Annotated in this window: 17 protein-coding genes and 8 tRNA genes; 7 read left to right on the plus strand and 18 right to left on the minus strand. The window is 64.3% G+C overall.

Annotated elements, in window-relative coordinates:
• Positions 1 to 231 precede the first annotated feature (231 nt).
• The 10 genes from FHT08_RS08735 to FHT08_RS08780 all read right to left on the minus strand — a co-directional run bounded on the left by FHT08_RS08735 (position 232) and on the right by FHT08_RS08780 (position 9,546).
• Positions 232 to 2,202, minus strand: a complete 1,971-nt coding sequence (locus FHT08_RS08735; protein WP_166774900.1) for a peptidyl-prolyl cis-trans isomerase — start codon at positions 2,200 to 2,202, stop codon at positions 232 to 234.
• Positions 2,203 to 2,367: 165 nt separating this feature from the next.
• Positions 2,368 to 2,444 (minus strand) — tRNA-Asp (locus FHT08_RS08740).
• A gap of 95 nt (positions 2,445 to 2,539) precedes the next feature.
• Positions 2,540 to 2,616: transfer RNA gene (locus tag FHT08_RS08745), tRNA-Asp, on the minus strand.
• Positions 2,617 to 2,644: 28 nt separating this feature from the next.
• Positions 2,645 to 2,719 (minus strand) — tRNA-Val (locus FHT08_RS08750).
• Positions 2,720 to 2,730: 11 nt separating this feature from the next.
• Positions 2,731 to 3,003 (minus strand): HU family DNA-binding protein, encoded by a 273-nt coding sequence (locus FHT08_RS08755; RefSeq protein ID WP_024938423.1) that lies wholly within the window; start codon positions 3,001 to 3,003, stop codon positions 2,731 to 2,733.
• Positions 3,004 to 3,217: 214 nt separating this feature from the next.
• Positions 3,218 to 5,689: an endopeptidase La gene (lon, locus tag FHT08_RS08760; protein ID WP_166774901.1), complete on the minus strand. Its 2,472-nt coding sequence runs from the start codon at positions 5,687 to 5,689 to the stop codon at positions 3,218 to 3,220.
• A gap of 144 nt (positions 5,690 to 5,833) precedes the next feature.
• Positions 5,834 to 7,120, minus strand: a complete 1,287-nt coding sequence (clpX, locus tag FHT08_RS08765; protein WP_003483788.1) for an ATP-dependent Clp protease ATP-binding subunit ClpX — start codon at positions 7,118 to 7,120, stop codon at positions 5,834 to 5,836.
• Between the two features lie 125 nt (positions 7,121 to 7,245).
• Positions 7,246 to 7,872, minus strand: coding sequence for an ATP-dependent Clp endopeptidase proteolytic subunit ClpP (clpP, locus tag FHT08_RS08770; protein WP_002806026.1), 627 nt, complete (start codon positions 7,870 to 7,872; stop codon positions 7,246 to 7,248).
• A gap of 98 nt (positions 7,873 to 7,970) precedes the next feature.
• A complete protein-coding gene (gene tig, locus FHT08_RS08775) occupies positions 7,971 to 9,263 on the minus strand; it encodes a trigger factor (RefSeq protein WP_166774902.1) in 1,293 nt (430 codons plus the stop codon).
• A 198-nt stretch (positions 9,264 to 9,461) separates the two neighbouring features.
• A tRNA-Leu gene (locus FHT08_RS08780) sits at positions 9,462 to 9,546 on the minus strand.
• A gap of 272 nt (positions 9,547 to 9,818) precedes the next feature.
• Here FHT08_RS08780 and FHT08_RS08785 point away from each other — a divergent pair.
• Positions 9,819 to 11,114: a PAS domain-containing sensor histidine kinase gene (locus FHT08_RS08785; protein WP_166774903.1), complete on the plus strand. Its 1,296-nt coding sequence runs from the start codon at positions 9,819 to 9,821 to the stop codon at positions 11,112 to 11,114.
• A 129-nt stretch (positions 11,115 to 11,243) separates the two neighbouring features.
• Here FHT08_RS08785 and FHT08_RS08790 read toward each other — a convergent pair whose 3' ends face one another.
• From FHT08_RS08790 to FHT08_RS08810, 5 genes are all read right to left on the minus strand, one after another.
• The gene (locus FHT08_RS08790) at positions 11,244 to 11,747 is read right to left on the minus strand and encodes a hypothetical protein (RefSeq protein WP_243848998.1); all 504 of its coding nucleotides are present in this window, start codon (positions 11,745 to 11,747) and stop codon (positions 11,244 to 11,246) included.
• 156 nt (positions 11,748 to 11,903) lie between these two features.
• Positions 11,904 to 11,979: transfer RNA gene (locus FHT08_RS08795), tRNA-Lys, on the minus strand.
• An 84-nt stretch (positions 11,980 to 12,063) separates the two neighbouring features.
• Positions 12,064 to 12,140, minus strand: a tRNA-His gene (locus tag FHT08_RS08800).
• A 31-nt stretch (positions 12,141 to 12,171) separates the two neighbouring features.
• A tRNA-Arg gene (locus FHT08_RS08805) sits at positions 12,172 to 12,248 on the minus strand.
• Positions 12,249 to 12,291: 43 nt separating this feature from the next.
• Positions 12,292 to 12,368: transfer RNA gene (locus FHT08_RS08810), tRNA-Pro, on the minus strand.
• A 152-nt stretch (positions 12,369 to 12,520) separates the two neighbouring features.
• Here FHT08_RS08810 and FHT08_RS08815 point away from each other — a divergent pair.
• Complete coding sequence (locus FHT08_RS08815) at positions 12,521 to 13,282, plus strand: Bax inhibitor-1/YccA family protein (RefSeq protein WP_104604358.1); 762 nt, start codon at positions 12,521 to 12,523, stop codon at positions 13,280 to 13,282.
• A gap of 116 nt (positions 13,283 to 13,398) precedes the next feature.
• Here FHT08_RS08815 and FHT08_RS08820 read toward each other — a convergent pair whose 3' ends face one another.
• The 3 genes from FHT08_RS08820 to grxC all read right to left on the minus strand — a co-directional run bounded on the left by FHT08_RS08820 (position 13,399) and on the right by grxC (position 15,466).
• The gene (locus tag FHT08_RS08820) at positions 13,399 to 14,406 is read right to left on the minus strand and encodes an isocitrate dehydrogenase (RefSeq protein WP_104538379.1); all 1,008 of its coding nucleotides are present in this window, start codon (positions 14,404 to 14,406) and stop codon (positions 13,399 to 13,401) included.
• A gap of 359 nt (positions 14,407 to 14,765) precedes the next feature.
• A complete protein-coding gene (locus tag FHT08_RS08825; protein WP_166774904.1) occupies positions 14,766 to 15,161 on the minus strand; it encodes a carboxymuconolactone decarboxylase family protein in 396 nt (131 codons plus the stop codon).
• Positions 15,158 to 15,466 (minus strand): glutaredoxin 3, encoded by a 309-nt coding sequence (gene grxC, locus FHT08_RS08830; RefSeq protein WP_166774905.1) that lies wholly within the window; start codon positions 15,464 to 15,466, stop codon positions 15,158 to 15,160. The genes FHT08_RS08825 and grxC overlap by 4 nt, the downstream gene beginning before the upstream one ends.
• 88 nt (positions 15,467 to 15,554) lie before the next feature.
• Between grxC and FHT08_RS08835 the strand changes: the two genes are divergently transcribed.
• The 5 genes from FHT08_RS08835 to ppx all read left to right on the plus strand — a co-directional run bounded on the left by FHT08_RS08835 (position 15,555) and on the right by ppx (position 23,338).
• A complete protein-coding gene (locus tag FHT08_RS08835) occupies positions 15,555 to 17,261 on the plus strand; it encodes a M48 family metalloprotease (protein ID WP_208408949.1) in 1,707 nt (568 codons plus the stop codon).
• Between the two features lie 173 nt (positions 17,262 to 17,434).
• Positions 17,435 to 18,124, plus strand: coding sequence for a phosphate regulon transcriptional regulator PhoB (gene phoB, locus FHT08_RS08840; RefSeq protein ID WP_002806631.1), 690 nt, complete (start codon positions 17,435 to 17,437; stop codon positions 18,122 to 18,124).
• A 76-nt stretch (positions 18,125 to 18,200) separates the two neighbouring features.
• Positions 18,201 to 19,529 carry a phosphate regulon sensor histidine kinase PhoR gene (gene phoR / locus FHT08_RS08845; protein ID WP_166774906.1) on the plus strand — a complete coding sequence of 443 codons (1,329 nt, stop codon included), beginning with the start codon at positions 18,201 to 18,203 and terminating at the stop codon, positions 19,527 to 19,529.
• A 122-nt stretch (positions 19,530 to 19,651) separates the two neighbouring features.
• Complete coding sequence (gene ppk1 / locus FHT08_RS08850; RefSeq protein WP_166774907.1) at positions 19,652 to 21,754, plus strand: polyphosphate kinase 1; 2,103 nt, start codon at positions 19,652 to 19,654, stop codon at positions 21,752 to 21,754.
• 63 nt (positions 21,755 to 21,817) lie between these two features.
• Complete coding sequence (gene ppx / locus FHT08_RS08855; RefSeq protein ID WP_181141205.1) at positions 21,818 to 23,338, plus strand: exopolyphosphatase; 1,521 nt, start codon at positions 21,818 to 21,820, stop codon at positions 23,336 to 23,338.
• Positions 23,339 to 23,379: the final 41 nt, after the last annotated feature.

A 23,379-nucleotide genomic window follows, 5' to 3' on the forward strand; every position in this document is an offset into this window, starting at 1 on the left:
GCGCAATGGCGCGCTGCGCAGAAGGCCGGATGCGAAAAGAGCGGATGCGCACGACGTCAGATCGGCTGCCGCAGGCATCCGCAGCGCCTGGCCCACGCGACCGCAGACGCGCCGCGCTAGCAGCCGGGACGTTCGGATACTTTGCACGAGACGCTGGCACCCGCCCACGGCATCGGCCAACGAAAAAGCCCGGTTACCCGGGCTCTTTCTCCAGCAGTCGAACAGCAGCTGTTACAGCTGCGCTTCTTCGATCTGGATCTTGTAGCGCTTGCGCATTTCCTTGACGTACGCCTGCGCGGCGTTGTTGCCGTCGATCTGGCTCAACTGCTCGCGCAGCATGGTCTGCTGCTCGGCCGGCATCTGCTTCAGATCGCCCGGAATCGCCTTGCTGATGACGAACACCGCAAAGCGCCCGCCATCCAGCTCCACCTTGCCCACCGACGGCTTGCCTTCGGTCGGGCGCGGCGTGCTGAAGATGGCGCGGTTTGCCGCCGGTGTCGGAATCGGCGCGGTACGCGGCAAGCCCGGGATCGGCTGCACCTGCAATTTCCCGCTGGCGGCCAGCGCCTGCAGGGTCTCGCCTTTCTGCACACGTGCCAGCAATGCGTCGGCAGCCGCCGCGGCGGCCTTCTCGGTGCGGTCCGCGCGGACCGCGACGATCACCTTCTCGCGCACCTTGTCCAACGGCAGGGCCGCTTCAGCGGTGTGATTGGTCACGCGCAGCACCACACTGTGGTTCGGCGCGATGGTGATCGGATCGCTCACCGTGCCGTCCTGCACCAGCGTTTCGGAGAATGCCGAACGCAGCACCGCCGGATTGGCCGCGATCCCGCTGGCATCGGCGCGCGAGAACGGGCCCAGCGTCTGCACCGGCAGGCCGACCTGCTTGGCTGCCGGCTCCAGTGCGGTGGGATTCTTGTAGACCTGGTCCACCAGCTTGCCGCTCACATCCGTAAACGCCTTATCGGCATCGGCCTTGAGCTGCTCGGCGGCAAGCTGATCGCGCACCTGCTCGAACGACTTGCCCTGGCCGCCCTTGACCTCGCGCAGCTGGATCACGTGGTAGCCGAACTCGCTCTTGATCGGGCCGACCACCTCGCCTGCCTTCATCGCGAACAAGGCGTCTTCGAACGGCTTGACCATCGTGCCCTTCTCGACCCACCCAAGATCGCCACCGGCGCCCTTGGAACCGGGATCTTGCGAATTGGCCTTGGCCAACGCGGCGAAATCGGCGCCCGGCTGCTTGGCCTCCGCAGCCAGCTTGGCCGCTTTTTCCTCGGCGGCTTTCTGCGCGGCAGGATCGCTACCGGCGCTGATCAGGATGTGCGACGCCAGACGCTGATCCGGCTCGACAAAACGCGCCTTCTCTTCGTCGTAGCGCTTGCGCAGCGTCGCCTCGTCAGCGGCGGTTGCTGGCGGTAACTTGGCGGCATCGAGCTCGACATACTCGATCGTCACCGTCTCCGGTTGACGGAAATCCTGGGTATGCCCGTCGTACCACTGCTTGATCTGCGCATCGCTGACCGGCGCGGTATCGGCGGCCGGTGGCGGCAGCATTGCCAGCTCCACATCGCGCGTTTCGCCCATCAGCTTGAGCAAGCGCTCGAACTCGGCCTTGGTCGCAAAGCCCGACTCGGCAATTGCCTGCGGAATCACCGACTGCTGCAAGCTGTCGCGCACCAGCGCATCGAACTGCGCCGGCGTGCGCGGCGGCGTGCCTTGCGCAAGTGCAGCGCGATACTGGTCGGGACTGAATTTGCCGTCGACCTGGAACGCCTGAATGCCGGCGATGTAGTCGCGCACCGTCGCATCGCCGATCACGATGCCGGCATCTTCGGCACCCAGACGCACGACCTGCTCGTCGACCAACTGGTCGAGCACCTGCAATTTGTTTTCGCGGGATTCGAACGTGCGCGGATCGAAATTCTCGCCCTGGCGCTGCCGTTCCTGCATGCGCGCCTGCTCGAAGCGGGCGCGGAAATCCTGCGTGCTGATTTCATGGTGCTGCCACAGCAGCGACACCGGCCACCACGACGGTGCCGATTTCCACCACGTCGGTGGCGCCTGCACCTTGGCCACGTTATTGGCGCCAATGCCGCCGAGGTAGCTGTTGTCGATGACGAACAGGAACGGAATCATCAGCAACCCCAGGATGGCGGTAGCGATCCAGCCTGACGTCTTGTCGCGAAGTTTCTGCAGCATTGGCAAATCACGGCCTGTGGGCGAGCCGCGCAGTGTAACGCGCCTGACGCCGGGCACCCAGCCCAATCCCGCACCGCATCGGGTTCGGCATGGCTTTCGCCGCACAATTGCCACCATAGCGGCCAAAAAAAAGCCCCCGGCACGGAGCCGAGGGCTGTGTACAACTGGCGGAGCGGACGGGACTCGAACCCGCGACCTCCGGCGTGACAGGCCAGCATTCTAACCAGCTGAACTACCGCTCCGCTTTAAACTTGGACTGCTGCTTCCCCACCATTTCCGCACTGCGAATGCGGTGGAGAAAACGAAGCCCCCAATCGCTCAGGGGCTTCGGTATAACTGGCGGAGCGGACGGGACTCGAACCCGCGACCTCCGGCGTGACAGGCCAGCATTCTAACCAGCTGAACTACCGCTCCGCGCTTGAAACATGTGCCTGGTGCTTAATGGTGGGTGCTGAGGGTTTCGAACCCCCGACCCTCTCCGTGTAAGGGAGACGCTCTACCGCTGAGCTAAGCACCCTAGCGAGTCGATTAGTTTACTGCATCCTTCAGGGCTTTGCCAGCCTTGAATGCAGGATTCTTCGAAGCAGCGATCTTGATGCTGTCGCCGGTCTTCGGATTGCGGCCGGTACGCTCAGCGCGCGCGCGGACCTGGAAGGTGCCAAAGCCAACGAGGGTGACGGCATCGCCCTTCTTCAGCGCCTTGGTGATTTCGCTCACAACCGCGTCAACAGCACGGCCGGCCTCAGCCTTGGAGATGTCAGCGGCAGCGGCAACGCCATCGATCAATTCGGTTTTATTCATTCTTGAAACTCCCTTTGCGGCAGATGCCGCGGAATCGACAATCGGCGCTCTTGCCGTTAGCGAAGAACCCGACACAAGTGGTATCGCATGACGCATCACAATTTGCCGCGCCCACGAGTCGTGCATTTATACCAGCGCCCCCAACAGCACGCAAGCCAAAACCCAATAACGGCGCGGGTTTTGGCTTGTTTTGCCTGGGTTTAGACAAGCGGTTTCAGTGCTTGACGCGGGTGCCCGGAGTAGTACGCGACTTGCCGCGGACCGCAACCCGCGACGCAGTCTTACGGGCCTTTTCCTTGCCCGCCTTTTTCGGCGCCAGTGGTCGTTCCAATGCGAGATCCAGCACTTCGTCGATCCACTTGACTGGCACGATCTTCAGATCGCGCGTGACGTTGGCCGGGATGTCGGCCAGATCCTTACGGTTCTCATCGGGGATCAGCACGGTGCGAATGCCACCACGCAGCGCTGCCAGCAACTTCTCCTTCAGGCCGCCGATCGCCGACACGCGACCACGCAAGGTGATCTCGCCGGTCATCGCCACGTCGGCGCGAATCGGCACCTTGGTCAACACCGACACCAGCGAGGTCACCATCGCGATACCGGCGCTCGGGCCATCCTTCGGTGTCGCGCCATCGGGCACGTGCACGTGCACGTCCTGCTTCTGCAGGAAATCCACATCGATGCCGAGTCGCTCGGCGCGCGAACGCACCACCGACAAGGCGGCCGATGCCGATTCCTTCATGACGTTGCCGAGCTGACCGGTCAAGATCAGGTTGCCCTTGCCCGGCACCAGCGTGGACTCGACCTGCAGCAGCTCGCCGCCGACTTCGGTCCAGGCCAGGCCGGTGACCAGGCCGATTTCGTTTTCTTCTTCGGCACGGCCGAAATCGAAGCGACGCACGCCCAGATACTTGTCGAGGTTCTTCGCGTTGACCGCGACCAGCGCCTTGGGCTTGCCCTTCTTGGCGACCACCTTCGTGGCATCCGGCTGCGGGCCGGCAAGCGCGATTTCCTTGACCACCTTGCGGCAGATCTTGGCGACTTCGCGCTCCAGGTTGCGCACGCCCGATTCGCGCGTGTAGTACCGCACGATGTCCTGGATCGCATCGCTGCCGATCTCGATCTCTTCCGGCTTCAGGCCGTTGGCCTTGATCTGCTTGGGCACCAGGTAACGCATGGCGATGTTGAGCTTCTCATCCTCGGTGTAGCCGGGGATGCGGATGACTTCCATGCGGTCCAGCAACGGACCGGGAATATTGAGCGAGTTGGAGGTGGCGACGAACATCACCTCCGACAGGTCCAGGTCCACTTCCAGGTAGTGGTCGTTGAAGGAGTTGTTCTGCTCCGGATCGAGCACTTCCAGCAGCGCCGACGACGGGTCGCCACGGAAGTCCATCGACATCTTGTCGATCTCGTCGAGCAGGAACAGCGGGTTCTTGCTGCCGACCTTGTTGAGGTTCTGCACCAGGCGGCCCGGCATCGAACCGACATAGGTGCGGCGATGGCCGCGAATCTCGGCCTCGTCGCGGATACCGCCCAGGCTCATGCGCACGAACTTGCGGTTGGTCGCCTTGGCGATCGACTGGCCGAGCGAGGTCTTGCCCACGCCCGGCGGCCCGACCAGGCACAGGATCGGCCCCTTCATCTGCTTCACGCGCGACTGTACGGCCAGGTACTCGAGGATGCGCTCCTTGACCTTGTCCAGGCCGTAGTGATCTGCATCCAGCGTGTCCTCTGCGGCCTTCAGATCCTTGCGGACCTTGGTGCGCTTTTTCCACGGCACGCCCAGCAGCCAGTCCAGATAATTGCGCACCACGGCCGCCTCGGCGGACATCGGCGACATCTGCTTGAGCTTGTTGAGCTCGGCCTTGGCCTTGGTCTCGACCGGCTTGGGCATACCCGCCTCGGCGATCTTGCGCGCCAGTTCTTCCAGCTCGCCCGGTGCATCGTCCAGATCGCCCAACTCCTTCTGGATCGCCTTCATCTGCTCGTTGAGGTAGTACTCGCGCTGGCTCTTTTCCATCTGCGACTTGACGCGGCCGCGGATGCGCTTTTCCAGCTGCTGCACATCGATCTCGCCGTCCACCAGCCCGACCAGCAGCTCCAGCCGCTCGCCGATCTCGGTGATTTCCAGCAGGCGCTGCTTGTCGGCCAGGCGCACGCCGATGTGCGCGGCGATGGTGTCGGCCAGACGGCCCGGCTCGTCGATGCCGGCCAGGGTCTGCAGCAACTCCGGCGGCAGCTTGCGGTTGGTCTTGACGTACTGCTCAAACAGCGACATCAGCGAACGCGCGATGGCCTCCACTTCGCGTGGCTCGCGCGCGTCGCTGGCTTCGATCTCGATGCCATGTCCCTGCAGCGCGCCATCCAGCTCGACAACCTTGTCGACGGTGACCCGCGACAGACCTTCGACCAGCACCTTGATGGTGCCGTCGGGCAACTTGAGCAATTGCAGCACCTGCGCGAGCGTGCCGACTGTATAGAGGTCGCTGGCGGTCGGGTCGTCGGTTTCGGCCGACTTCTGCGCGACCAGCAGGATGCGCTTGTCCGCTTCCATGGCTTTTTCCAGCGCGCGCATCGACTTGTCACGGCCGACGAACAGCGGAATCACCATATGCGGAAACACCACCACGTCGCGCAGCGGCAACACCGGCAGATCGAGAACTTCTGGTTGGGACTGGGCCATGGGGCGCTCCGCAGGAATGGGGGTTTGCGGCATAAAAAAAGCCGATGGCCCCGTTATGGGGCCATCGGCGAAGTGTTGCAAGTAGCGTTTGGAAACCCTTTATCCGCGAGCGAGGCCGTGGCCCGGCGCAGCGGCATCGGGGCCTCAATCGCCGGAGGCGGCCTTGGCCGGAGCCGGTTGCGCCTGGTAGATCAGATACGGCTCGGATTTGTGCTCGATCACCGACTCATCGACCACCACCTTGCTGACGTTTTCCTGCGAGGGAAGCTCGTACATCGTGTCCAGCAGCACCGATTCGACGATGGTGCGCAAACCACGCGCGCCGGTCTTGCGCTTGAGCGCCTTCTTGGCGATTGCAGACAGGGCGTCGGGACGGAACTCCAGTTCCACGCCTTCCATGTCGAACAGCTTCTTGAACTGCTTGGTGATGGCGTTCTTGGGCTCGGTCAGGATCTTGATCAGCGCCGGCTCGTCCAGTTCCTCGAGCGTGGCGACCACCGGCAGACGGCCGACGAACTCGGGGATCAGGCCGAACTTGATCAGGTCCTCCGGCTCGACCTCGGCCAGGATCTTGCCGACTTCCTGCTTGCGCTCGCTGCTCTTGACCTTGGCACCGAAGCCGATGCCGCCGGCATCGTTGGAACGCTGCTGAATCACCTTGTCCAGGCCGGCGAAGGCGCCGCCGCAGATGAACAGGATGTTCTTGGTGTCCACCTGCAGGAATTCCTGCTGCGGATGCTTGCGCCCGCCCTGCGGCGGTACCGAGGCCACCGTGCCTTCGATAAGCTTCAGCAGCGCCTGCTGCACGCCTTCGCCGGACACATCGCGGGTGATCGACGGGTTCTCGCTCTTGCGCGAGATCTTGTCGATCTCATCGATGTAGACGATGCCCTGCTGCGCTTTTTCGACATCGTAATCGCACTTCTGCAGCAGCTTCTGGATGATGTTTTCCACATCCTCGCCGACATAACCTGCCTCGGTCAGGGTGGTGGCATCGGCGATCGTGAACGGCACGTTGAGCAGGCGTGCCAGCGTTTCGGCCAGCAGCGTCTTGCCCGAGCCGGTCGGGCCGACCAGCAGGATGTTGGATTTCGCCAGCTCGACGTCATCGTTCTTGCTGCGACTCTCGATACGCTTGTAGTGGTTGTACACCGCCACGGCGAGCGTCCGCTTGGCGCGCAACTGCCCGATCACGTATTGATCCAGCACCTCGAGAATCTCGCGCGGCTTGGGCAGACTGGAGCGGGCCGACTGCGCCTTCTCCTCGAGTTCCTCGCGGATGATGTCGTTGCACAACTCAACGCACTCATCGCAGATGAATACGCTGGGACCGGCAATCAGCTTACGGACTTCGTGCTGACTCTTACCGCAAAACGAGCAGTAGAGAATCTTGTTGCTGTCGCCGGAACGACCTTGGCGGTCTTCGCTCATGCTTCTGTTACCCAGTTACCCCACCCGATGCACGGGGGTTCGATTTCGAGAATAGCACAGGGTCGGGAGGACATCCGCCCAGCCCGACCCTGCCGGTTTTTCCTGCAATTTCAGCAATCTGGCGATCAAGATGGCTGGATCGACTCTTCCGGACGACGTTCCAGCACCTGATCGACCAGACCGTAGGCTTGCGCATCGACCGCACTCTTGAAGTTGTCGCGCTCGGTGTCGCGCGCGATCGTTTCCAGGGATTGCCCGGTGTGCTTGGCCAGGATCTCGTTCAAGCGCGAACGCAAGGTCAGGATCTCGCGCGCATGGATATCGATATCGGTGGCCTGGCCCTGGAAGCCGCCCAGCGGCTGGTGGATCATCACGCGCGAATTGGGCAGCGCATAGCGCTTGCCGGCCGCACCCGATGCCAGCAACAACGCGCCCATCGAGGCCGCCTGGCCGACGCAGATGGTGCTCACGTCCGGCTTGATGTACTGCATGGTGTCGTAGATGGCCATGCCGGCGGTGACCACGCCGCCTGGCGAATTGATGTAGATGCTGATGTCTTTCTCGGGGTTATCGGCTTCCAGGAACAGCAGCTGGGCCACGATGACGTTGGCCATGTGGTCGTCGATCGGACCGACCAGGAAGATCAGACGCTCCTTCAGCAGACGCGAGTAGATGTCATACGCACGCTCGCCGCGGCTGGTCTGTTCGACCACCATCGGCACCAGGTTCAGGGCTTTGGTCACAATGCTCATCAGTCTTCCTGTAATGGCAGCGGCTTGCGCCGATGCCCGGGTTTGACATCCGCATCCCAGCCATCGGGATGCGGGTTGGTGTCTCGCGATCGCTTACCTTAGACCCGAATGGCGTCCTGGAACGACAGCGACTGCTCGGTGTGCTGGGCGCGCTCGGCGATCCAGTCGATTACCTGCTCTTCCATGACACGGCTCTGCAGTCCACTCATCAGTTGGGGGTCGTTGCGGTACATCTCAATGACCTGTTCCGGCTCTTCGTAAGTCGAGGCGATCAGACGCAGCGTTTCGCTGACGCGCTTGGATTCAAGGCGCAGCTCGTTGCGACGGGCCACTTCCCCCACCAGCAGCCCGACCAGCACGCGCTTGGCAGCCGCATCCATGAAACCCTGATGGGCATCGGCCGGAATCTCGCCCGGGTTGCGGCCGCTGCGGCGGACCTGCTCGACCTGCTGCGCCAGCATCGAACGGGCCTCGTTCTCGACCAGACGCGGCGGCATTTCAACGTGCGCATAGGCGGCGATCAGCTGCTCGCCCACTTCGCGACGCAGGCGGTTCATCAGCGCGCCCTTGAGCTCGCGCTCCAGGTTGGTGCGGATGTCGGCCCGGAACTGCTCGGCGTCCCCACTCTTCACCCCGAAGCTCTTGATGAACTCCTTGTCCACCACCGGCAACACCGGCTCGGAGACCTCGACGGCCTTGACGTGCACATGCACGGTCTTGCCGGCCAGCTGCGGCACGCGCCACTCGGCCGGGAAGTCGATTGTCAGGGTCTTGTCCTCGCCCTTGGCCAGACCTTCCAGGCCCTTTTCGATCTGGTCGAACATCACGCCCGAGCCCAGCACGCTGCTGCCGGTCTCCACGCCTTCGGCGGGCAGACGCTCGTCGCCGGCCTGCGACCAGGTCTCCAGTGCCACCAGGTCACCGACCTGCGCGCCGCGCTCGACCGGGTTCCAGGTGCGGCGCTGCAGACGCAGGTTCTCGATCATCTGGTCGATGTCGGCATCGGTCACTTCGGCGGCATGACGCACCACCGACAGCGTAGCCACGTCGATATCACCGAAGTCCGGCACCACTTCGAAGGTGGCGACGAAGTCGAAATCGCTCTCGCCCTGGTCGATGCGCGGGTTGCCGGCCAGACGCAGCGAATGCTCGCGCACCGCCGAATCGAAGGTCTCACGCAGCAGGCCTTCCATCGCCTCGGCACGCACCTGCTGGCCAAAGCGCTGCTCGATGACCTTGGTAGGCACCTTGCCGGGGCGGAAACCCTTGATGCGTGTGGTCCGCGCAAGTTCGCGCAGGCGGCCACCGACATGGGTCTCCAGGCGATCCTGCGGCAGGGTAAAGGTCAGGCGGCGTTCCAGATTGCCGGTGGATTCGATCGATGCTTGCATGTTGACTCCTGCCACCGACTGCACAAGCGTCGGCACGAGATGGAAGATGCGGGTTGACGGATGGCGGGAAAGCCGCCGAGCCTTGTAGTTTCGCCGATAACGGCGGCCGCTGCCAGCGGAACACGCGTCACTGCATCGCGCGATGGAAAGGACCAAGCCTGTACTGGAATGGCCGGAACACGCACGGCCACACTGCATTGGTGCGAAAGGGGGGACTCGAACCCCCACGCCTTACGGCGTCAGAACCTAAATCTGGTGCGTCTACCAATTCCGCCACTTTCGCGATACTGCAGTTCCCCGTCCATTGTTGCAGGGATACCGGGAAAGAAAAAGCATCGCGCGAGCGATGGCGCCGCCGAATGTGGTCGCGGCTCGCGTGCTGCACGCGTGCGCGGGCAGCATGATGGTGGTCGGCCCTGACTCGGGCACACTTGAAGGTAAATACATTCATCAAGCGACTGGGTGAACGCTAGCGTCCCTTACGCGCACTTTGCTGGCGCTGGACAACGCTGTTTCGCTAAAATTCCGTTAACAACAGTGAGGGCAGTCATCGCGATGAGAGATCGGTATCGGCAGATCGTGGCCCTGTCACGCGACTGCATCAAGGAGATCGACCTCGCCGGGCGGATTACCGCAATCAACGTCAATGGCCTGGCCGAATTGGGCGCCAGCCATCAGGATCAGTTGATCGCGCGGCCATGGCGCGATCTATGGCCACCGGAGGCGGGCGAACTGGTGGAGACGGCGATCGCCGGCTCCCGTGCCGGTTCGATTCAGGAATTCGAAGCCGCCAGCGTGAACTTCGCCGGCGTGCGCCAGATCTGGCAGGTCGTCACCAGTCCGCTGTTCGATGCACTTGGCAAGGTCGAAGCGATCCTGGCGGTGAGCAGGAACATCTCCGACCGCCGGGCGCTGGAGACCGCCTTTCACACACTGGATTCCACCCTGACCGCAGAGCGCGTATTTTCCAGTGGCGCGCTGCGGCTGGCGCGCGCGCGCGAACATTCGCTGTCGACCGAACTGCACAGCCTGCGCGACCTGCGAGAGCGCATCGAAGGCGATCTGGACATTGCGCGCGCCGCGCAGAGCGCTGCCGAAAAGATCTCCGAGCAGGCGCAAAAAGGCGAAGCGGTGGGACAACTGCTGGCCGGCGTCGTGCACGATTTGAACAACGTGCTGCAGGCAGCAACCTCGGCCATCGAGCTGGTGGTACAGCGCGCCAGGATCGATGCGCACGACACCAAGCTGTTGAGCGTGGCCGCCGCCGCGCTTCAACATGGCTCGGTCATGGCACAGCGCCTGGTCGGGTTTTCGCGGCAGTATCCGTACAGCCCGGAACCGGTGGATCTGGCCGCCCTGACCCAACAGCTCGGCCCGTTGCTCGAACAGGTGCTCGGCGCAGATCTGCAATTGCAGCTGCGCACCGGCGAAGGCGGATGCTGCTCAATGGTGGATCGCCACACGGTGGAACGCGCCATCTTGAACCTGGTGATCAACTCACGCGATGCCTGCCAACGTGGCGGCGTCATCCGCGTGGAGACGGGCGACACCGTAGTCGCTGAAGAACAGGCCAAGCTGACCAGGCCGGCCGGGCGCTATGTCACCATCGCCGTGGCCGACAACGGGCATGGCATGGATGCACACGTGCAGGCGCACCTGTTCGAAGCGTATTTCACCACCAAGGATGCCGACAAAGGCGCAGGGCTGGGGCTGGCACAGGTGTATAGCGCGGTCCGTCAGGCAGGTGGCTTTGTGGAAGTGACATCGGCGCCCGGCCAGGGCGCGCGCTTTACGCTGGCATTTCCACGCATCCAGCAACGCCCGGCGCCCGCACCCGCTGCGTCGCCGTAAGCGACCACGGCAGTAGTTGCCCGCAGCCGATCAGGCGCGGCGCATCGCCATCGGACGTATACAAAGCGCCATCCAACGCCGCAAAGAACACCTTCTTGCACATGCTGATGGACGCTGCCTGGCGACCGGTCACCCGGCGTGGGGCGACACTGCCAGGCGCGACCACATCAGCCAGACAAGCACGGCGCAGGCGCCACCTGCCGCCAACCCACACTGCAGCAGCGTCAGCATCACCGCGCGATCGGACATCATCGACCAGCCGCCGATGATCGCCAGCAGCAGCACCATCACCCCGGCCGAGAGCAGGCCACCCAACGCACCGATAGCAATGTGGGCCATCGGGTTGGGCCGGCGTCCGCGATACAGCCAGGCGCAGATGCGCGCACATAGCCACCCCGCAGCAGCGCAGGCAATCACCGGCAACACCAGGCCGTACGACCAGACAACCACCGACAACGCGGTCTGCAGATCGAACCGAGCCCACCGCACAAAGCCCAGCAGCCCGCCGATCGGAGGACCGACGATTGCGAAAAGGCCGACCTGGCGCAGGATCGAATGCCGCAACGCTCCAGACACATCAGTGCTCATTCGCATTCGCTCATCCGGGCGGCCGCCAGTGGCGATTGCGCGCATGCCGCAGGCAAGACATCGCGCCAGGCCCAGACGAACACCGCGCTCGGGCAGTCGCCGACCGAGACGACAGCAAAGCTGCAACCAATTGCTTGCGCCATCTCTTTATCCTCAGCACAAAAAGAAAAGCACCTAGGCGAATGCCTAAGTGCTTTTGTTTGGTGGGCCGTCAAGGATTCGAACCTTGGACCTATTGATTAAGAGTCAACTGCTCTACCAACTGAGCTAACGGCCCTGAAACTGGTCGCACAGTGTATGCGCGTTTTTGCTTCGTTGCAACACCCCGCGATGCATCGGGTCCAACTTTTCCTGCAATCAGTGGGGTGGCTGAGGGGACTCGAACCCCCGACATCTGGAATCACAATCCAGTACTCTAACCAGCTGAGCTACAGCCACCACTGAAACCTACTTCCTACCGCCCCGCCGATGGCGCGCCCGACAGGACTCGAACCTGTAACCGCCGGCTTAGAAGGCCGGTGCTCTATCCGGTTGAGCTACGGGCGCCCGGACCGAACTTCGCACTCCCACGCCGCCAAGAGCCTCGGAATGGTCGGGGTAGAGGGATTCGAACCCCCGACATCCTGCTCCCAAAGCAGGCGCGCTACCAGACTGCGCTATACCCCGGCGGGACCTTTCCATCCCGAAGGCTGGAAAGGTCGGCTATTTTGGGAATGATTGGCCTTGCTGTCAATCACTCTGTGTAAATCCGACGATCCGGTATCCTCGCGGCATCGCTCGCCAAGTCGGCAGGCATCTATATTTCATGGAGAACACGCATGCGTAGCGGCAATCCCGCCCTTCGGGAATCCACCTTCCTCGACCTGGGTTCCGGCTCGGTGGTCACGCGCGACGGTCAGGCGATGACCCTCAACGGCACCGTCAACAAGACCGGACTGCTGTTGCTGATGGCGGTGGTCACCGCCGCTTTTGCCTGGTCGCAGTCGATCGGGGCCGACGGCGTTCCCTTGCCTGCCGCGCGCCTCTACATGATTGCCGGCGCGATCGGTGGGCTGGTGTTTGCGCTGGCGACCAGCTTCAAGCCGACCTGGGCTCCGGTCACCGCGCCGCTGTACGCGCTGGTGGAAGGCTTTTTCCTGGGCTCGATCTCGGCGGTCTACGAAGCGCGCTTCAATGGCATCGTGTTCCAGGCGGTACTGCTGACCTTCGGCACCATGTTCGCTTTGCTGTTCGCCTATCGCAGCGGCATGATCAAGGCCACCGAGAACTTCAAGCTGGGCGTGGTGGCGGCCACCGGCGGCATCGCGCTGGTATATCTGGCGACCATCGTGCTGGGCTTGTTCGGCGTGCGCATTCCCTTCATCCACGACTCGGGCCTGATCGGGATCGGCTTCAGTCTGTTCGTGGTGGTGGTGGCGGCACTGAACCTGGTGCTGGACTTCGACTTCATCGAAAGCGGTGTGGAACAGGGCGCTCCCAAGCACATGGAGTGGTACGGCGCGTTCGGCCTGATGGTGACGCTGGTGTGGCTGTACATCGAATTCCTGCGCTTGCTGTCGAAGCTGCAGTCGCGTAATTGAGCCGGGAATCGAGAGTCGGGATTGGGGAGTCGTAAAAGCGGTTCCCTCCAGCATCCGGATTGCGAGCAAAAGAACGGGCGCCTGGGCGCCCTTTCTTTTTGCTGTCGCCGTGTCGCTCAGAGGCGGCTGGCGATCGCCTTGGCGAAGCCCATGGTGTTGCCGGTGCCGCCCAGGTCGGGGGTCAGCGCGTCCTTGGCTTCCAGCGTGGCCACGATCGCTTCGCGCAGGCGCTCTGCGTTCTGCGGCTGGCCGATGTGGTCCAGCATCTGCGCGGCACCGAGCAGCAGCGCGCACGGGTTGGCCTTGCCCTGCCCTGCGATGTCCGGCGCCGAGCCGTGCACGGCCTCGAAGATCGCCGCGTCCACACCGATATTGGCGCCCGGGGCCAGGCCCAGGCCGCCAACCAGACCGGCGCACAGGTCGGAGATGATGTCGCCGAACAGGTTGGTGGTCACGATGATGTCGAACTGCTCCGGACGCATCACCAGTTGCATGCAGGTGTTGTCGACGATCATTTCCTGGAATTCGATTTCCGGGTACTGCGTGGCCACATCGCGTGCCACCTTCAGGAACAGGCCCGAGGTCGACTTGATGATGTTGGCCTTGTGCACCGCGGTGACCTTCTTGCGGCCGGTGGCGCGCGCCAGGTCGAAGGCGTAGCGCACGATGCGCTCGGAGCCCTTGCGGGTGACGCGGGCGCCGGAGAACGCGGTCTCGCCGTCCTCGGACACGGTCTGGCCTTCGCTCAGGTAGGCGCCTTCGGTGTTCTCACGCACCGTGATCAGGTCCACGCCATCGGCGAAACGCGACTTGGTGTTGGGGAACGACTTGGCCGGACGCACGTTGGCGTACAGGTCGAACTTGCGACGCATGGCGACGTTGATCGAGCTGAAGCCCTCGCCGACCGGGGTGGTCAGCGGGCTTTTCAGGGCCACCTTGTTCTTGGTGATCGAGGCCAGGGTGGACTCGGGCAGCAGATCGCCGTGCTTCTCCAGCGCGACCAGGCCAGCGTCGGCGTACTCGTAGGTCAGGCCAGCCTGCAGCGCGTCGAGCACGAACAGCGTGGCATCCATGATCTCCGGGCCGATACCGTCGCCGCGGATGACCGTGATTGTCTGCGTCATAACGTTGGGTTTCCGAACTTGAAGGGGGGAGCGCCAGCCGCAGTACCCGGCAGAGCGGCGCAAGGAGGTTTCACAGGCAATTATGCCCGATGCCGGTGAAGGCGCCCAAACCGACCTTGGTCTAAGAGGCTACAGCTGCGCACGACGGCCATTCGGTGCAGCGAACGGCGGCAGAAACGGGCGCGCGTACCGGCGCATGCGGGCATAACTTCAGTGCAGACGTCCTGAAAGCACCGGCCTCTAGCCAGCGGCCGGTGCCGAAATCGGACCGCCCAAGGCAACGCCGCCAACAAAAGGCGGCACGCCCACCCCGCCCGCCGTTACGAATCCCGAATCACCACTCCCCACTCCCGCCCCAATCACCCATGCGCGTGCTGCTCAGGTGCCGGCGCGCCGCCCTCGAGCTGGTCGAGGAAGTCGACCGCGCGGCGCAGATGCGGGATGACGATGGAGCCGCCAACCACCAGGCTGACCGAGAAGGTTTCGAAGAATTCCTCGCGCGTCACGCCGGCGTCCTTGCACTGGGCGACGTGGTAGCTGATGCAGTCGTCGCAGCGCAGCACCATCGAGGCAACCAGACCGAGCAGTTCCTTGGTCTTCACGTCGAGCGCGCCGGCCTGGTAGGTCTGGGTGTCCAACGCGAAGAACCGGCGCACCACCTGGTTCGGCTCGGCCAGGATGCGCTGGTTCATGCGCTGGCGAAATTCGGTGAACTCGCGCAGCCGGTCGTCGCTGCCGTTGCCGGTCTCGCTCATGCCTGGCCGCCTGTAGCGCCGGCCAGCAGCGGTTCGAGCTTGCCGGCACGGTGCATCGCCATCATGTCGTCGTAGCCGCCCACATGGACGTCGCCGACGAAGATCTGCGGCACGCTGGTGCGCTTGGCCAGCGCGACCATCTTGTTGCGCTCGGCCGGGTCCAGGTCGATGCGCACCTCGGTCCAGGTCCGGCCCTTGCTCTTGAGGAAGTTCTTGGCCGCCACGCAGTACGGGCAGATCGCGGAGGAATACAGGGTGATCTGCGGGCCGCTGGCCGCATCCTGCACGTCGGTGTCTTGGCTCACGGGAAACTCCGTGGTTGGTCTGAGGTCTGACAATGGTACCGGGCGACTGGAATTTCCATGTCGTCACCGCAACACTGTGGATTAACCGATGATTCACGCCATCGCGCCGTGCTGCCCGCATGCTCCGCGCACCACCTGGGAGTTCCACTTGCGCCTGCTACCGCTCGCCACCGCCCTCACGCTGGCCGTTGCCATGGGGGTGGCACCCGCGCAGGAAAACCGCCTGCCCGACATCGGCTCGTCAGCCGGCGAGCTGCTGACACCGGCGCGCCAGGCCGAGTACGGCAAGATGATGCTGGCCGAGTTGCGCAATTACGACTACGTGCTGGACGACCCGCTGATCACCGACTGGCTGCAGACCATGGGCACCCGGCTGGGTGCCAACAGCGACCAGCCGCAGCAGCCGTTTACGTTTTTCATGCTGCGCGACCGCCAGATCAATGCCTTCGCCACGCTGGGCGGGTATATCGCGGTCAATGCCGGGCTGGTGTTGACCGCCGAGCGCGAAGACGAGGTGGCCGCGGTGCTGTCGCACGAAATCGCCCACGTCACCCAGCAGCATGTGCTGCGCGGGGTGGAACGGGCGCAGCGCGACCAGATCCCGATCCTGCTCGGCATGCTGGCAGCGGTGATCGCCGCGCAACAGGCCGGCGGCAATTCCAGGGGCGATGCCACCATGGCCGGCATCACCAGCGCGATGGGGCTGATGCAGCAGCGCCAGATCGACTACACCCGCTCCAATGAATCCGAGGCCGACCGGCTGGGCATCCGCACGCTGGTGCGCAGTGGCTACGACGTGGATGCGATGGCCGGCTTCTTCGAGCGCATGTCGGTGGCGATGCGCGCCAACGAGGGCGGCTACAGCGCGCCGGACTTTCTGCAGACCCACCCGGTCACGGTCACCCGGATCAGCGAGGCCAAGGCGCGCGCAGAGCAGATGAAGAAGAACACCGTGGTGCTGACCACCTCGGTGCCGGGCGACACGCGCCAGGAACGGGTGGACCCTGCCGACCCGTCGCTGTCCGAACCGTTGAGCCGCAACGGCAACGCGCTGCTGCCGTATGCGCTGCGACTACCGGTGGATGCGCTGAGCCGCGGCGGCGACCAGCAGAACTTCGACTGGGCCAAAGAGCGCCTGCGCGTGCTCAGCGCGGCCACGCCGGATGCGGCCATCCGCGAATACGAGACCTTGCGCCGCAGTGCCAAGCACGGCCTGACCGATGCCCAGCGCTACGGGCTGGCGCTGGCGCGCCTGCGCAACAGCGGCGGCCGGCCGGGCGAGCCGGTGGCCGAACTGACCAGCCTGCTGGAAGCGCACCCGGACAACCTGTGGCTGACGCTGGGGCTGAGCGAGGCGCAGGCGCGGGTGGGCCAGCGCGAGGTGGCCAATGCGCGTTTCGACGCGCTGCTCAAGCAACTGCCGAACAACCGCGCGGTGGCGCTGACCTATGCCGGCGCACTCAACGAGCAGGCCGGCAAGGAGTCCGGCCAGCGCGCACGCCAGGTACTGGAGCCGTTACTGCATCGCAGTAGCGAAGACCCCTTGTTGCAACAGACCTACGCCCGCGCCTGCGAGCTGTCCGGCGACCATCTGCGCGCCAGCGAGGCGTACGCCGAATCTGCGTACTTGAATGGACGCCCGGAACAGGCGCTGATCCAGCTGGAAGCGTTGAAGAAGAAAGATCTCGACTATGTGACACGGGCGCGGGTGGATGCACGCATCGCGGCGATCACCCCGACCGTGCTGGAGCTACGCCGGCAAGGCATCCGCGACCCGGATCTGTCGACGCGCTAGCGCATGTGACGGTCGGCGCAGTGGTCATTTCAGCGTACGTCAAAGCGTTCAACACTGTACGGGTGACTGGCACAGGCCGCTTTGGTCGCGGTCGCAGCCGTCGCGGATGTCACATTGGAGTCACAAAACCGTAGTCTACTGGCGATCAACCAAAGCCAGACGGTAAGCCCCGCGTGCAAAAACGCATTCTGATCGTCGACGACGAACCCGCGATTCGCGACATGGTGGCATTCGCGCTGCGCAAAGGGGAGTTCGAACCCATCCACGCCGGCGATGCCCGCGAGGCGCAGACTGCCATCGCCGACCGCGTGCCGGACCTGATCCTGCTGGACTGGATGTTGCCAGGCACCAGCGGGCTGGACCTGGCGCGGCGCTGGCGCAAGGAACAGCTGACCCGCGAGATTCCGATCATCATGCTGACCGCGCGCGGCGAAGAGAACGACCGCGTCGGTGGCCTGGAAGCCGGGGTCGACGATTACGTGGTCAAGCCGTTCTCGGCGCGTGAGTTGCTGGCGCGCATCCGTGCGGTGATGCGCCGCACCCGCGAGGACGACGAAGACGGCAGCGTGGCCGTGGGACGCCTGCGCATCGACGGCGCTGCGCACCGGGTGTTTGCCGGCGACGCGCCGGTGCCGATCGGCCCGACCGAATACCGCCTGCTGCACTTTTTCATGACACATCCCGAACGCGTGTATACGCGCACCCAGCTGCTGGATCATGTCTGGGGCGGCAGCGTGTATGTGGAGGAGCGCACCATCGACGTGCACATCCGCCGCCTGCGCAAGACGCTGGAGCCGTTCGGTCTGGAAAACATGGTGCAGACCGTGCGTGGCTCGGGCTACCGTTTCTCTTCGGCAACTTAGTGGTTGCCGCACGGCCGGTCGCCCATAGGGCCGGCCGGTTCGCACGCCTACCTGACGCTCCGTGGTAACGCCTTCCATGCCTCGACATATCCGTTCCGCCTGGCTCAAGACGCTCGGCACTCTCGCGCTGTTGCTGGGCGCTGCCGTGCTGGTCGGCATGCTGATCGGGCATGTGTGGATGGCGTTGACGCTGACCGCGCTGGGGGCGCTGGCCTGGCATTACTGGCGGCTGCGTCAGGTGCTGCGGCGCCTGACCGCGCGCCAGCGCGCCGAGCCGGCCGCCGGGATCGGTGCATGGAACGAACTGGATCGCCTGCTCTATCGCAGCCAGGCCGAAATGCGTGGGCGCAAGCGTCGCCTGATCGAGATGCTGCGCACCTACCGCGCCGCCGCACAGGCGCTACCGGACGCGGTGGTGGTAGTGGATCGCAACAGCCAGCGCGTACAGTGGTTCAACCGGGCCGCAGGCGGGCTGCTGGGCCTGCATCATCCTGGCGACATGGGCGTGTCGGTGGTGGAGCGGTTGCAGCCGTTGCCGTTGGCGCACTGGCTGGCGGCCGGTCGGAATGCCGAACCCATGCTCGACGCCGCCTCGCCTGTGGATCCGGATCTGCGCCTGAATCTGCGCCTGATCCCCTACTCCGACGACTACTGGCTGCTGGTGGCGCGCGATGTCAGCAAGCTGCTGCGGCTGGAGCAGGTACGCCGCGACTTCGTGGCCAACGTCTCCCACGAACTGCGTACGCCACTGACGGTGGTGCACGGCTATCTGGACATGCTCGACCCGGAAGACTTTCCCGATTCCGGCCCGATGCTCGCCGAGATGCGCAAGCAATCGCAGCGCATGGCCCAGCTGGTCGAAGACCTGCTGACGCTGTCGAGGCTGGAATCGCAGGAAGAACTCGGCGAGGAACACGTGGCGATGGCGCCGATGCTGTCGACGCTGCGCCGCGAGGCCGAAGCGCACAGCCAGGGCCGCCACACCGTGGAAGTGTTCGACGAGGCCGGCGTGGACCTGCTCGGCTCCAACAAGGAACTGCATAGCGCCTTTTCCAACCTGGTCACCAACGCGGTGCGCTACACCCCCGGCGGCGGCACGGTGACGATCCGCTTCGTGCGCGAGGGCGATGGCGCGGCCCTGGCGGTGCGCGACACCGGCTACGGCATTCCCGCCTCGCATCTGCCGCGCATCACCGAGCGCTTCTATCGCGTGTCCAGCAGCCGCTCGCGCGAGAGCGGCGGCACCGGGCTGGGGTTGTCGATCGTCAAGCACATCCTGGGACTGCACCAGGCGCGTCTGGAAATCGAAAGCGAGGTCGGACGCGGTAGCGAATTCTCATGCCATTTTGTCGCTGCGCGCATCGTGCAGCGCGATCAGTCCCTGCCACTGTCACGTTCGGCGTGATATGTAAGGGGTGCGCGCCGCACTGCGGTGCGATGCGCGCGCGCACGACGCGCTGCATTGCCTGCGCTGCACCTGGCGCGCTGCCATGCCGCACACCATCTCCGTCTTGATGACCGACTCCAATGGGCCACGCCAAAGAACTGCACGACGTCACACCTTCCGAGGATATCGCCACCGATCCGTTGCGCGATCCGGCGCTGTACATCAACCGGGAACTGTCGCAGCTGGACTTCAATTTCCGGGTGCTGGCGCAGGCACTGGACGAGCAGGTGCCATTGCTGGAACGGCTGCGGTTCCTGTGCATTTCCTGCACCAACCTGGATGAATTCTTCGAGATCCGCGCGGCCACCGTGCGGCATGCGCAGGAGTTCGGCCTGCCGCCGGCGCCGGATGGCCTGAGCCCGACCGCCATCCTCAACGCGGTGCACGACCGCGCCGCCAAGCTGGTCGAACAGCAGTACCACGCATGGAATGAAGTGCTGCGCCCGGCGATGGAAGATGCCGGCGTGGCGGTGCTCAGCCGCACGGCGTGGACCTCACGTCAGAAACGCTGGCTGCGGGCGTACTTCCGCAACGAGATCATGCCGGTGCTGTCGCCGCTGGGCCTGGACCCGGCGCATCCGTTTCCGAAGATCCTCAACAAGACCTTGAACATCGTGGTGGTGCTGGAGGGCCAGGACGCATTCGGCCGTGCCGGTCATCTGGCCATCGTGCGTGCGCCGCGTTCGTTGCCGCGTATCATCCAGCTGCCGGCGAGCCTGTCGCCGGAGGGTACGCAAGGCTTCGTGTTCCTCTCCTCGGTGCTGTCCGAGTTCGTCGACGAACTGTTCCCCGGCATGCAGGTCAAGGGCTCGTATCAGTTCCGCGTCACCCGCAATTCCGAGCTGGTGGTGGACGAGGAAGAAGTGGAGAACCTGGCGCTGGCCTTGCGCGATGAACTGGTCACCCGCGGCTATCGCCCGGCAGTGCGTCTGGAGATCGCGCACGACTGCCCGGCGCCGATCATGCGCACCCTGCTGCAAAACTTCGGCCTGAACGAAAACGCGGTGTATCGCATCGTCGGGCCGGTCAACCTGAGCCGCGTCACCCAGGTCTACGATCTGGTGCAGCGCCCGGAGCTGAAGTATCCGTTGTTCAACCCGCGCACGCTGCGCGACAACGACGGCATCTTCGAGATCGTCAACAAGGGCGATGTGCTGTTGCATCATCCCTTCGATGCGTTCACTGCGGTGCTGGACGTGATCCGTCAGGCCGCGGTCGACCCGAACGTGCTGGCGATCAAGCAGACGCTGTACCGCACCGGCAAGGACTCGCTGATCGTCGATGCGCTGATCCTGGCCGCGCGCAACGGCAAGGACGTCACCGTGGTGGTGGAGTTGCGCGCGCGCTTCGACGAGGAGGCCAACCTGGGCCTGGCCGACAAGCTGCAGGAAGCCGGCGTGCAGGTGGTGTACGGCGTGGTCGGCTTCAAGACGCACGCCAAGATGCTGCTGATCGTGCGCCGCGAGGGACGCAAGCTCAAGCGCTACGTGCATCTGGGTACGGGCAACTACCACAGCGGCACCGCACGCCTGTACACCGACATCAGCCTGATCACCGCGGATGTGGAAATCGGCAACGACGTGCACATGCTGTTCCAGCAATTGTCCGGGCTCGCCCCGCGCATGAAACTAGAACAGTTGCTGCAGTCGCCCTTTACCCTACACGCCGGTGTATTGAAGCGGATCGAGCGCGAAACGCGGCTGGCCCGCAACGGCCGCCCGGGCCGCATCATCGCCAAGATGAATGCCCTCAACGAGCCGCAAGTCGTGCGTGCGCTGTATACCGCCTCGCAGGCCGGTGTGCAGATCGACCTGATCGTGCGCGGCGCCTGCACGCTGCGGCCGGGCGTGCCCGGCGTATCCGACACTATCCGCGTGCGCTCGATCGTGGGGCGTTTTCTGGAACATAGCCGCGTCTACTGGTTCGGCAACGATGGCGCGGCAGAGTTGTACTGCGCCAGCGCCGATTGGCTGGAACGCAACCTGCTGCGGCGCGTTGAAACCTGCTTCCCGATCCTGGACCCGGATCTGGCCAAGCGCGTTTACCGCGAAGTGCTGCAGAACTACCTGGACGACAACGTCAACGCCTGGGAGCTGGATGCCGACGGCGTCTATCACAAGCGCGTACCCGGCCCCGGGAAGCCGGCGCATTCGGCGCAGATGACCTTGCTCGAGCGGATCTGAAAGCGGCGTGGGCGCGGCCCCTCACGGGGCCAACGGCCCATCGGCTACCATGCGCCCATGCCAATGCCCTCCCCCACGGTCCCGCCCCTGCGCGATGGCGATTTCCTCGCCGCCATCGACTTAGGATCCAACAGCTTCCACATGGTCATTGCGCGCTACCTGATGGGTCAGCTGCGCGTGGTCGATCGCCTGCGCGAAACCGTGCGCATGGCCGACGGCCTGGATGGCAAGGGTGGCATCTCCAATGAAGCGCGCCAGCGTGCGCTCGAATGCCTGGCGCGCTTCGGCCAGCGCATCCGGGACGTGCCGTCGTTGCGCGTGCGCGCACTGGCCACCAACACGGTGCGTCAGCTGCGCTCGCCGCAGGCGTTTCTGATGCCGGCCGAAACCGCGCTCGGGCATGCGATCGAGGTGGTCAGCGGACGCGAGGAAGCGCGCCTGATCTATCTTGGCGTGGCACATGCGCAACCGCCCAAACCCGACCAACGCCGGTTGGTGATCGACATCGGCGGCGGCTCGACCGAGTTCATCATCGGCCGTGGGTTCCAGACCCTGGAACGCGAATCTCTGCAGGCCGGCTGCATCGCCAGCACGCGACGCTTTTTCCCCGGCGGCAAGCTGTCGAAGAAGAAATGGAAGGATGCGCTGACCGAGATCGGCGCCGAGTTCCAGCAGTTCGCCAATCAGTACAAGGCACTGGGCTGGCATGAGGCAATCGGTTCGTCCGGCACGCACAAGGCCATCGGCGAGATCTGTGCGGCGATGAAGCTCACTAAGGGCGCGATCACTGCCGAGGCGTTGCCGGCGCTGCGCGAGGAACTGCTCAAGGCCAAGCGCATCGAAGACATCCAGCTACCTGGCCTGGCCGCCGAACGGCGGCCGATCATCGCCGGCGGCATTCTGGTGCTGGAAGCGGCGTTCCAGGCCCTGGGGCTGGAGAAGCTGATGGTCAGCAAGGCGGCGATGCGCGAAGGCATCCTCTACGACATGCTCGGCCGCGGCGGCGAGAACGACCCGCGCGACAGCTCGGTGGCCTCGCTGGTGCAGCGCTACGGTATCGACGAAGTGCAGGCGCAGCGCGTGGAAGCCACTGCCTGCCGCCTGTTCGATCAGGTCTGCGAATCCTGGCAACTGGATGGCGACGATGCGCAGGTGCTGCGCCGCGCTGCCCGCCTGCACGAGCTGGGCCTGATCATCGCGCACAGTCAGTATCACGTGCACGGCAGCTACATCCTGGAGCATTCGGATATCGCAGGTTTCTCGCGGCAGGAGCAGCAGGTGCTGGCATCGCTGGTGCGCACGCACCGGCGCAATGTGCCCAAGACCGCGTTCGAGGCGCTGCCCGATCGCCTGCTGCTGCCAACCCGACGCAAGGCCGCACTGCTGCGGCTGGCGGTGCTGCTGCATCGCGCGCATGAGTCCGACCCGATTCCGACCCTGGAACTCACCGCCGATGACGCACGCCTGTCATTGATCCTGTCGCAAAACTGGATCGACTCGCGCCCGCTGCTGCGCGCCGACCTGATCGGCGAAGTCGAAAGCATGGCCGGGCTGGGAATCGCGTTCAAACCGTTTGTGACCTGAGGCCTGCGGCCTCAGACAAGAATCGGGAATCGGGAATAGTC

This window comes from Xanthomonas sp. CFBP 8151, assembly GCF_011761885.1.
Lineage (GTDB): Bacteria > Pseudomonadota > Gammaproteobacteria > Xanthomonadales > Xanthomonadaceae > Xanthomonas > Xanthomonas arboricola_B.

Coding starts and splice junctions, on each gene's coding strand:
- FHT08_RS08785 (WP_166774903.1), top strand. CDS start 9,819: ATGAGAGATCGGTATCGGCAGATCGTGGCCCTGTCACGCGACTGCATC.
- FHT08_RS08790 (WP_243848998.1), bottom strand. CDS start 11,747: ATGCGCGCAATCGCCACTGGCGGCCGCCCGGATGAGCGAATGCGAATG.
- FHT08_RS08820 (WP_104538379.1), bottom strand. CDS start 14,406: ATGACGCAGACAATCACGGTCATCCGCGGCGACGGTATCGGCCCGGAG.
- ppx (WP_181141205.1), top strand. CDS start 21,818: ATGCCCTCCCCCACGGTCCCGCCCCTGCGCGATGGCGATTTCCTCGCC.
- lon (WP_166774901.1), bottom strand. CDS start 5,689: ATGGCCCAGTCCCAACCAGAAGTTCTCGATCTGCCGGTGTTGCCGCTG.
- FHT08_RS08755 (WP_024938423.1), bottom strand. CDS start 3,003: ATGAATAAAACCGAATTGATCGATGGCGTTGCCGCTGCCGCTGACATC.
- FHT08_RS08815 (WP_104604358.1), top strand. CDS start 12,521: ATGCGTAGCGGCAATCCCGCCCTTCGGGAATCCACCTTCCTCGACCTG.
- clpP (WP_002806026.1), bottom strand. CDS start 7,872: ATGAGCATTGTGACCAAAGCCCTGAACCTGGTGCCGATGGTGGTCGAA.
- tig (WP_166774902.1), bottom strand. CDS start 9,263: ATGCAAGCATCGATCGAATCCACCGGCAATCTGGAACGCCGCCTGACC.
- clpX (WP_003483788.1), bottom strand. CDS start 7,120: ATGAGCGAAGACCGCCAAGGTCGTTCCGGCGACAGCAACAAGATTCTC.
- phoR (WP_166774906.1), top strand. CDS start 18,201: ATGCCTCGACATATCCGTTCCGCCTGGCTCAAGACGCTCGGCACTCTC.
- FHT08_RS08735 (WP_166774900.1), bottom strand. CDS start 2,202: ATGCTGCAGAAACTTCGCGACAAGACGTCAGGCTGGATCGCTACCGCC.
- FHT08_RS08825 (WP_166774904.1), bottom strand. CDS start 15,161: ATGAGCGAGACCGGCAACGGCAGCGACGACCGGCTGCGCGAGTTCACC.
- ppk1 (WP_166774907.1), top strand. CDS start 19,652: ATGGGCCACGCCAAAGAACTGCACGACGTCACACCTTCCGAGGATATC.
- FHT08_RS08835 (WP_208408949.1), top strand. CDS start 15,555: ATGATTCACGCCATCGCGCCGTGCTGCCCGCATGCTCCGCGCACCACC.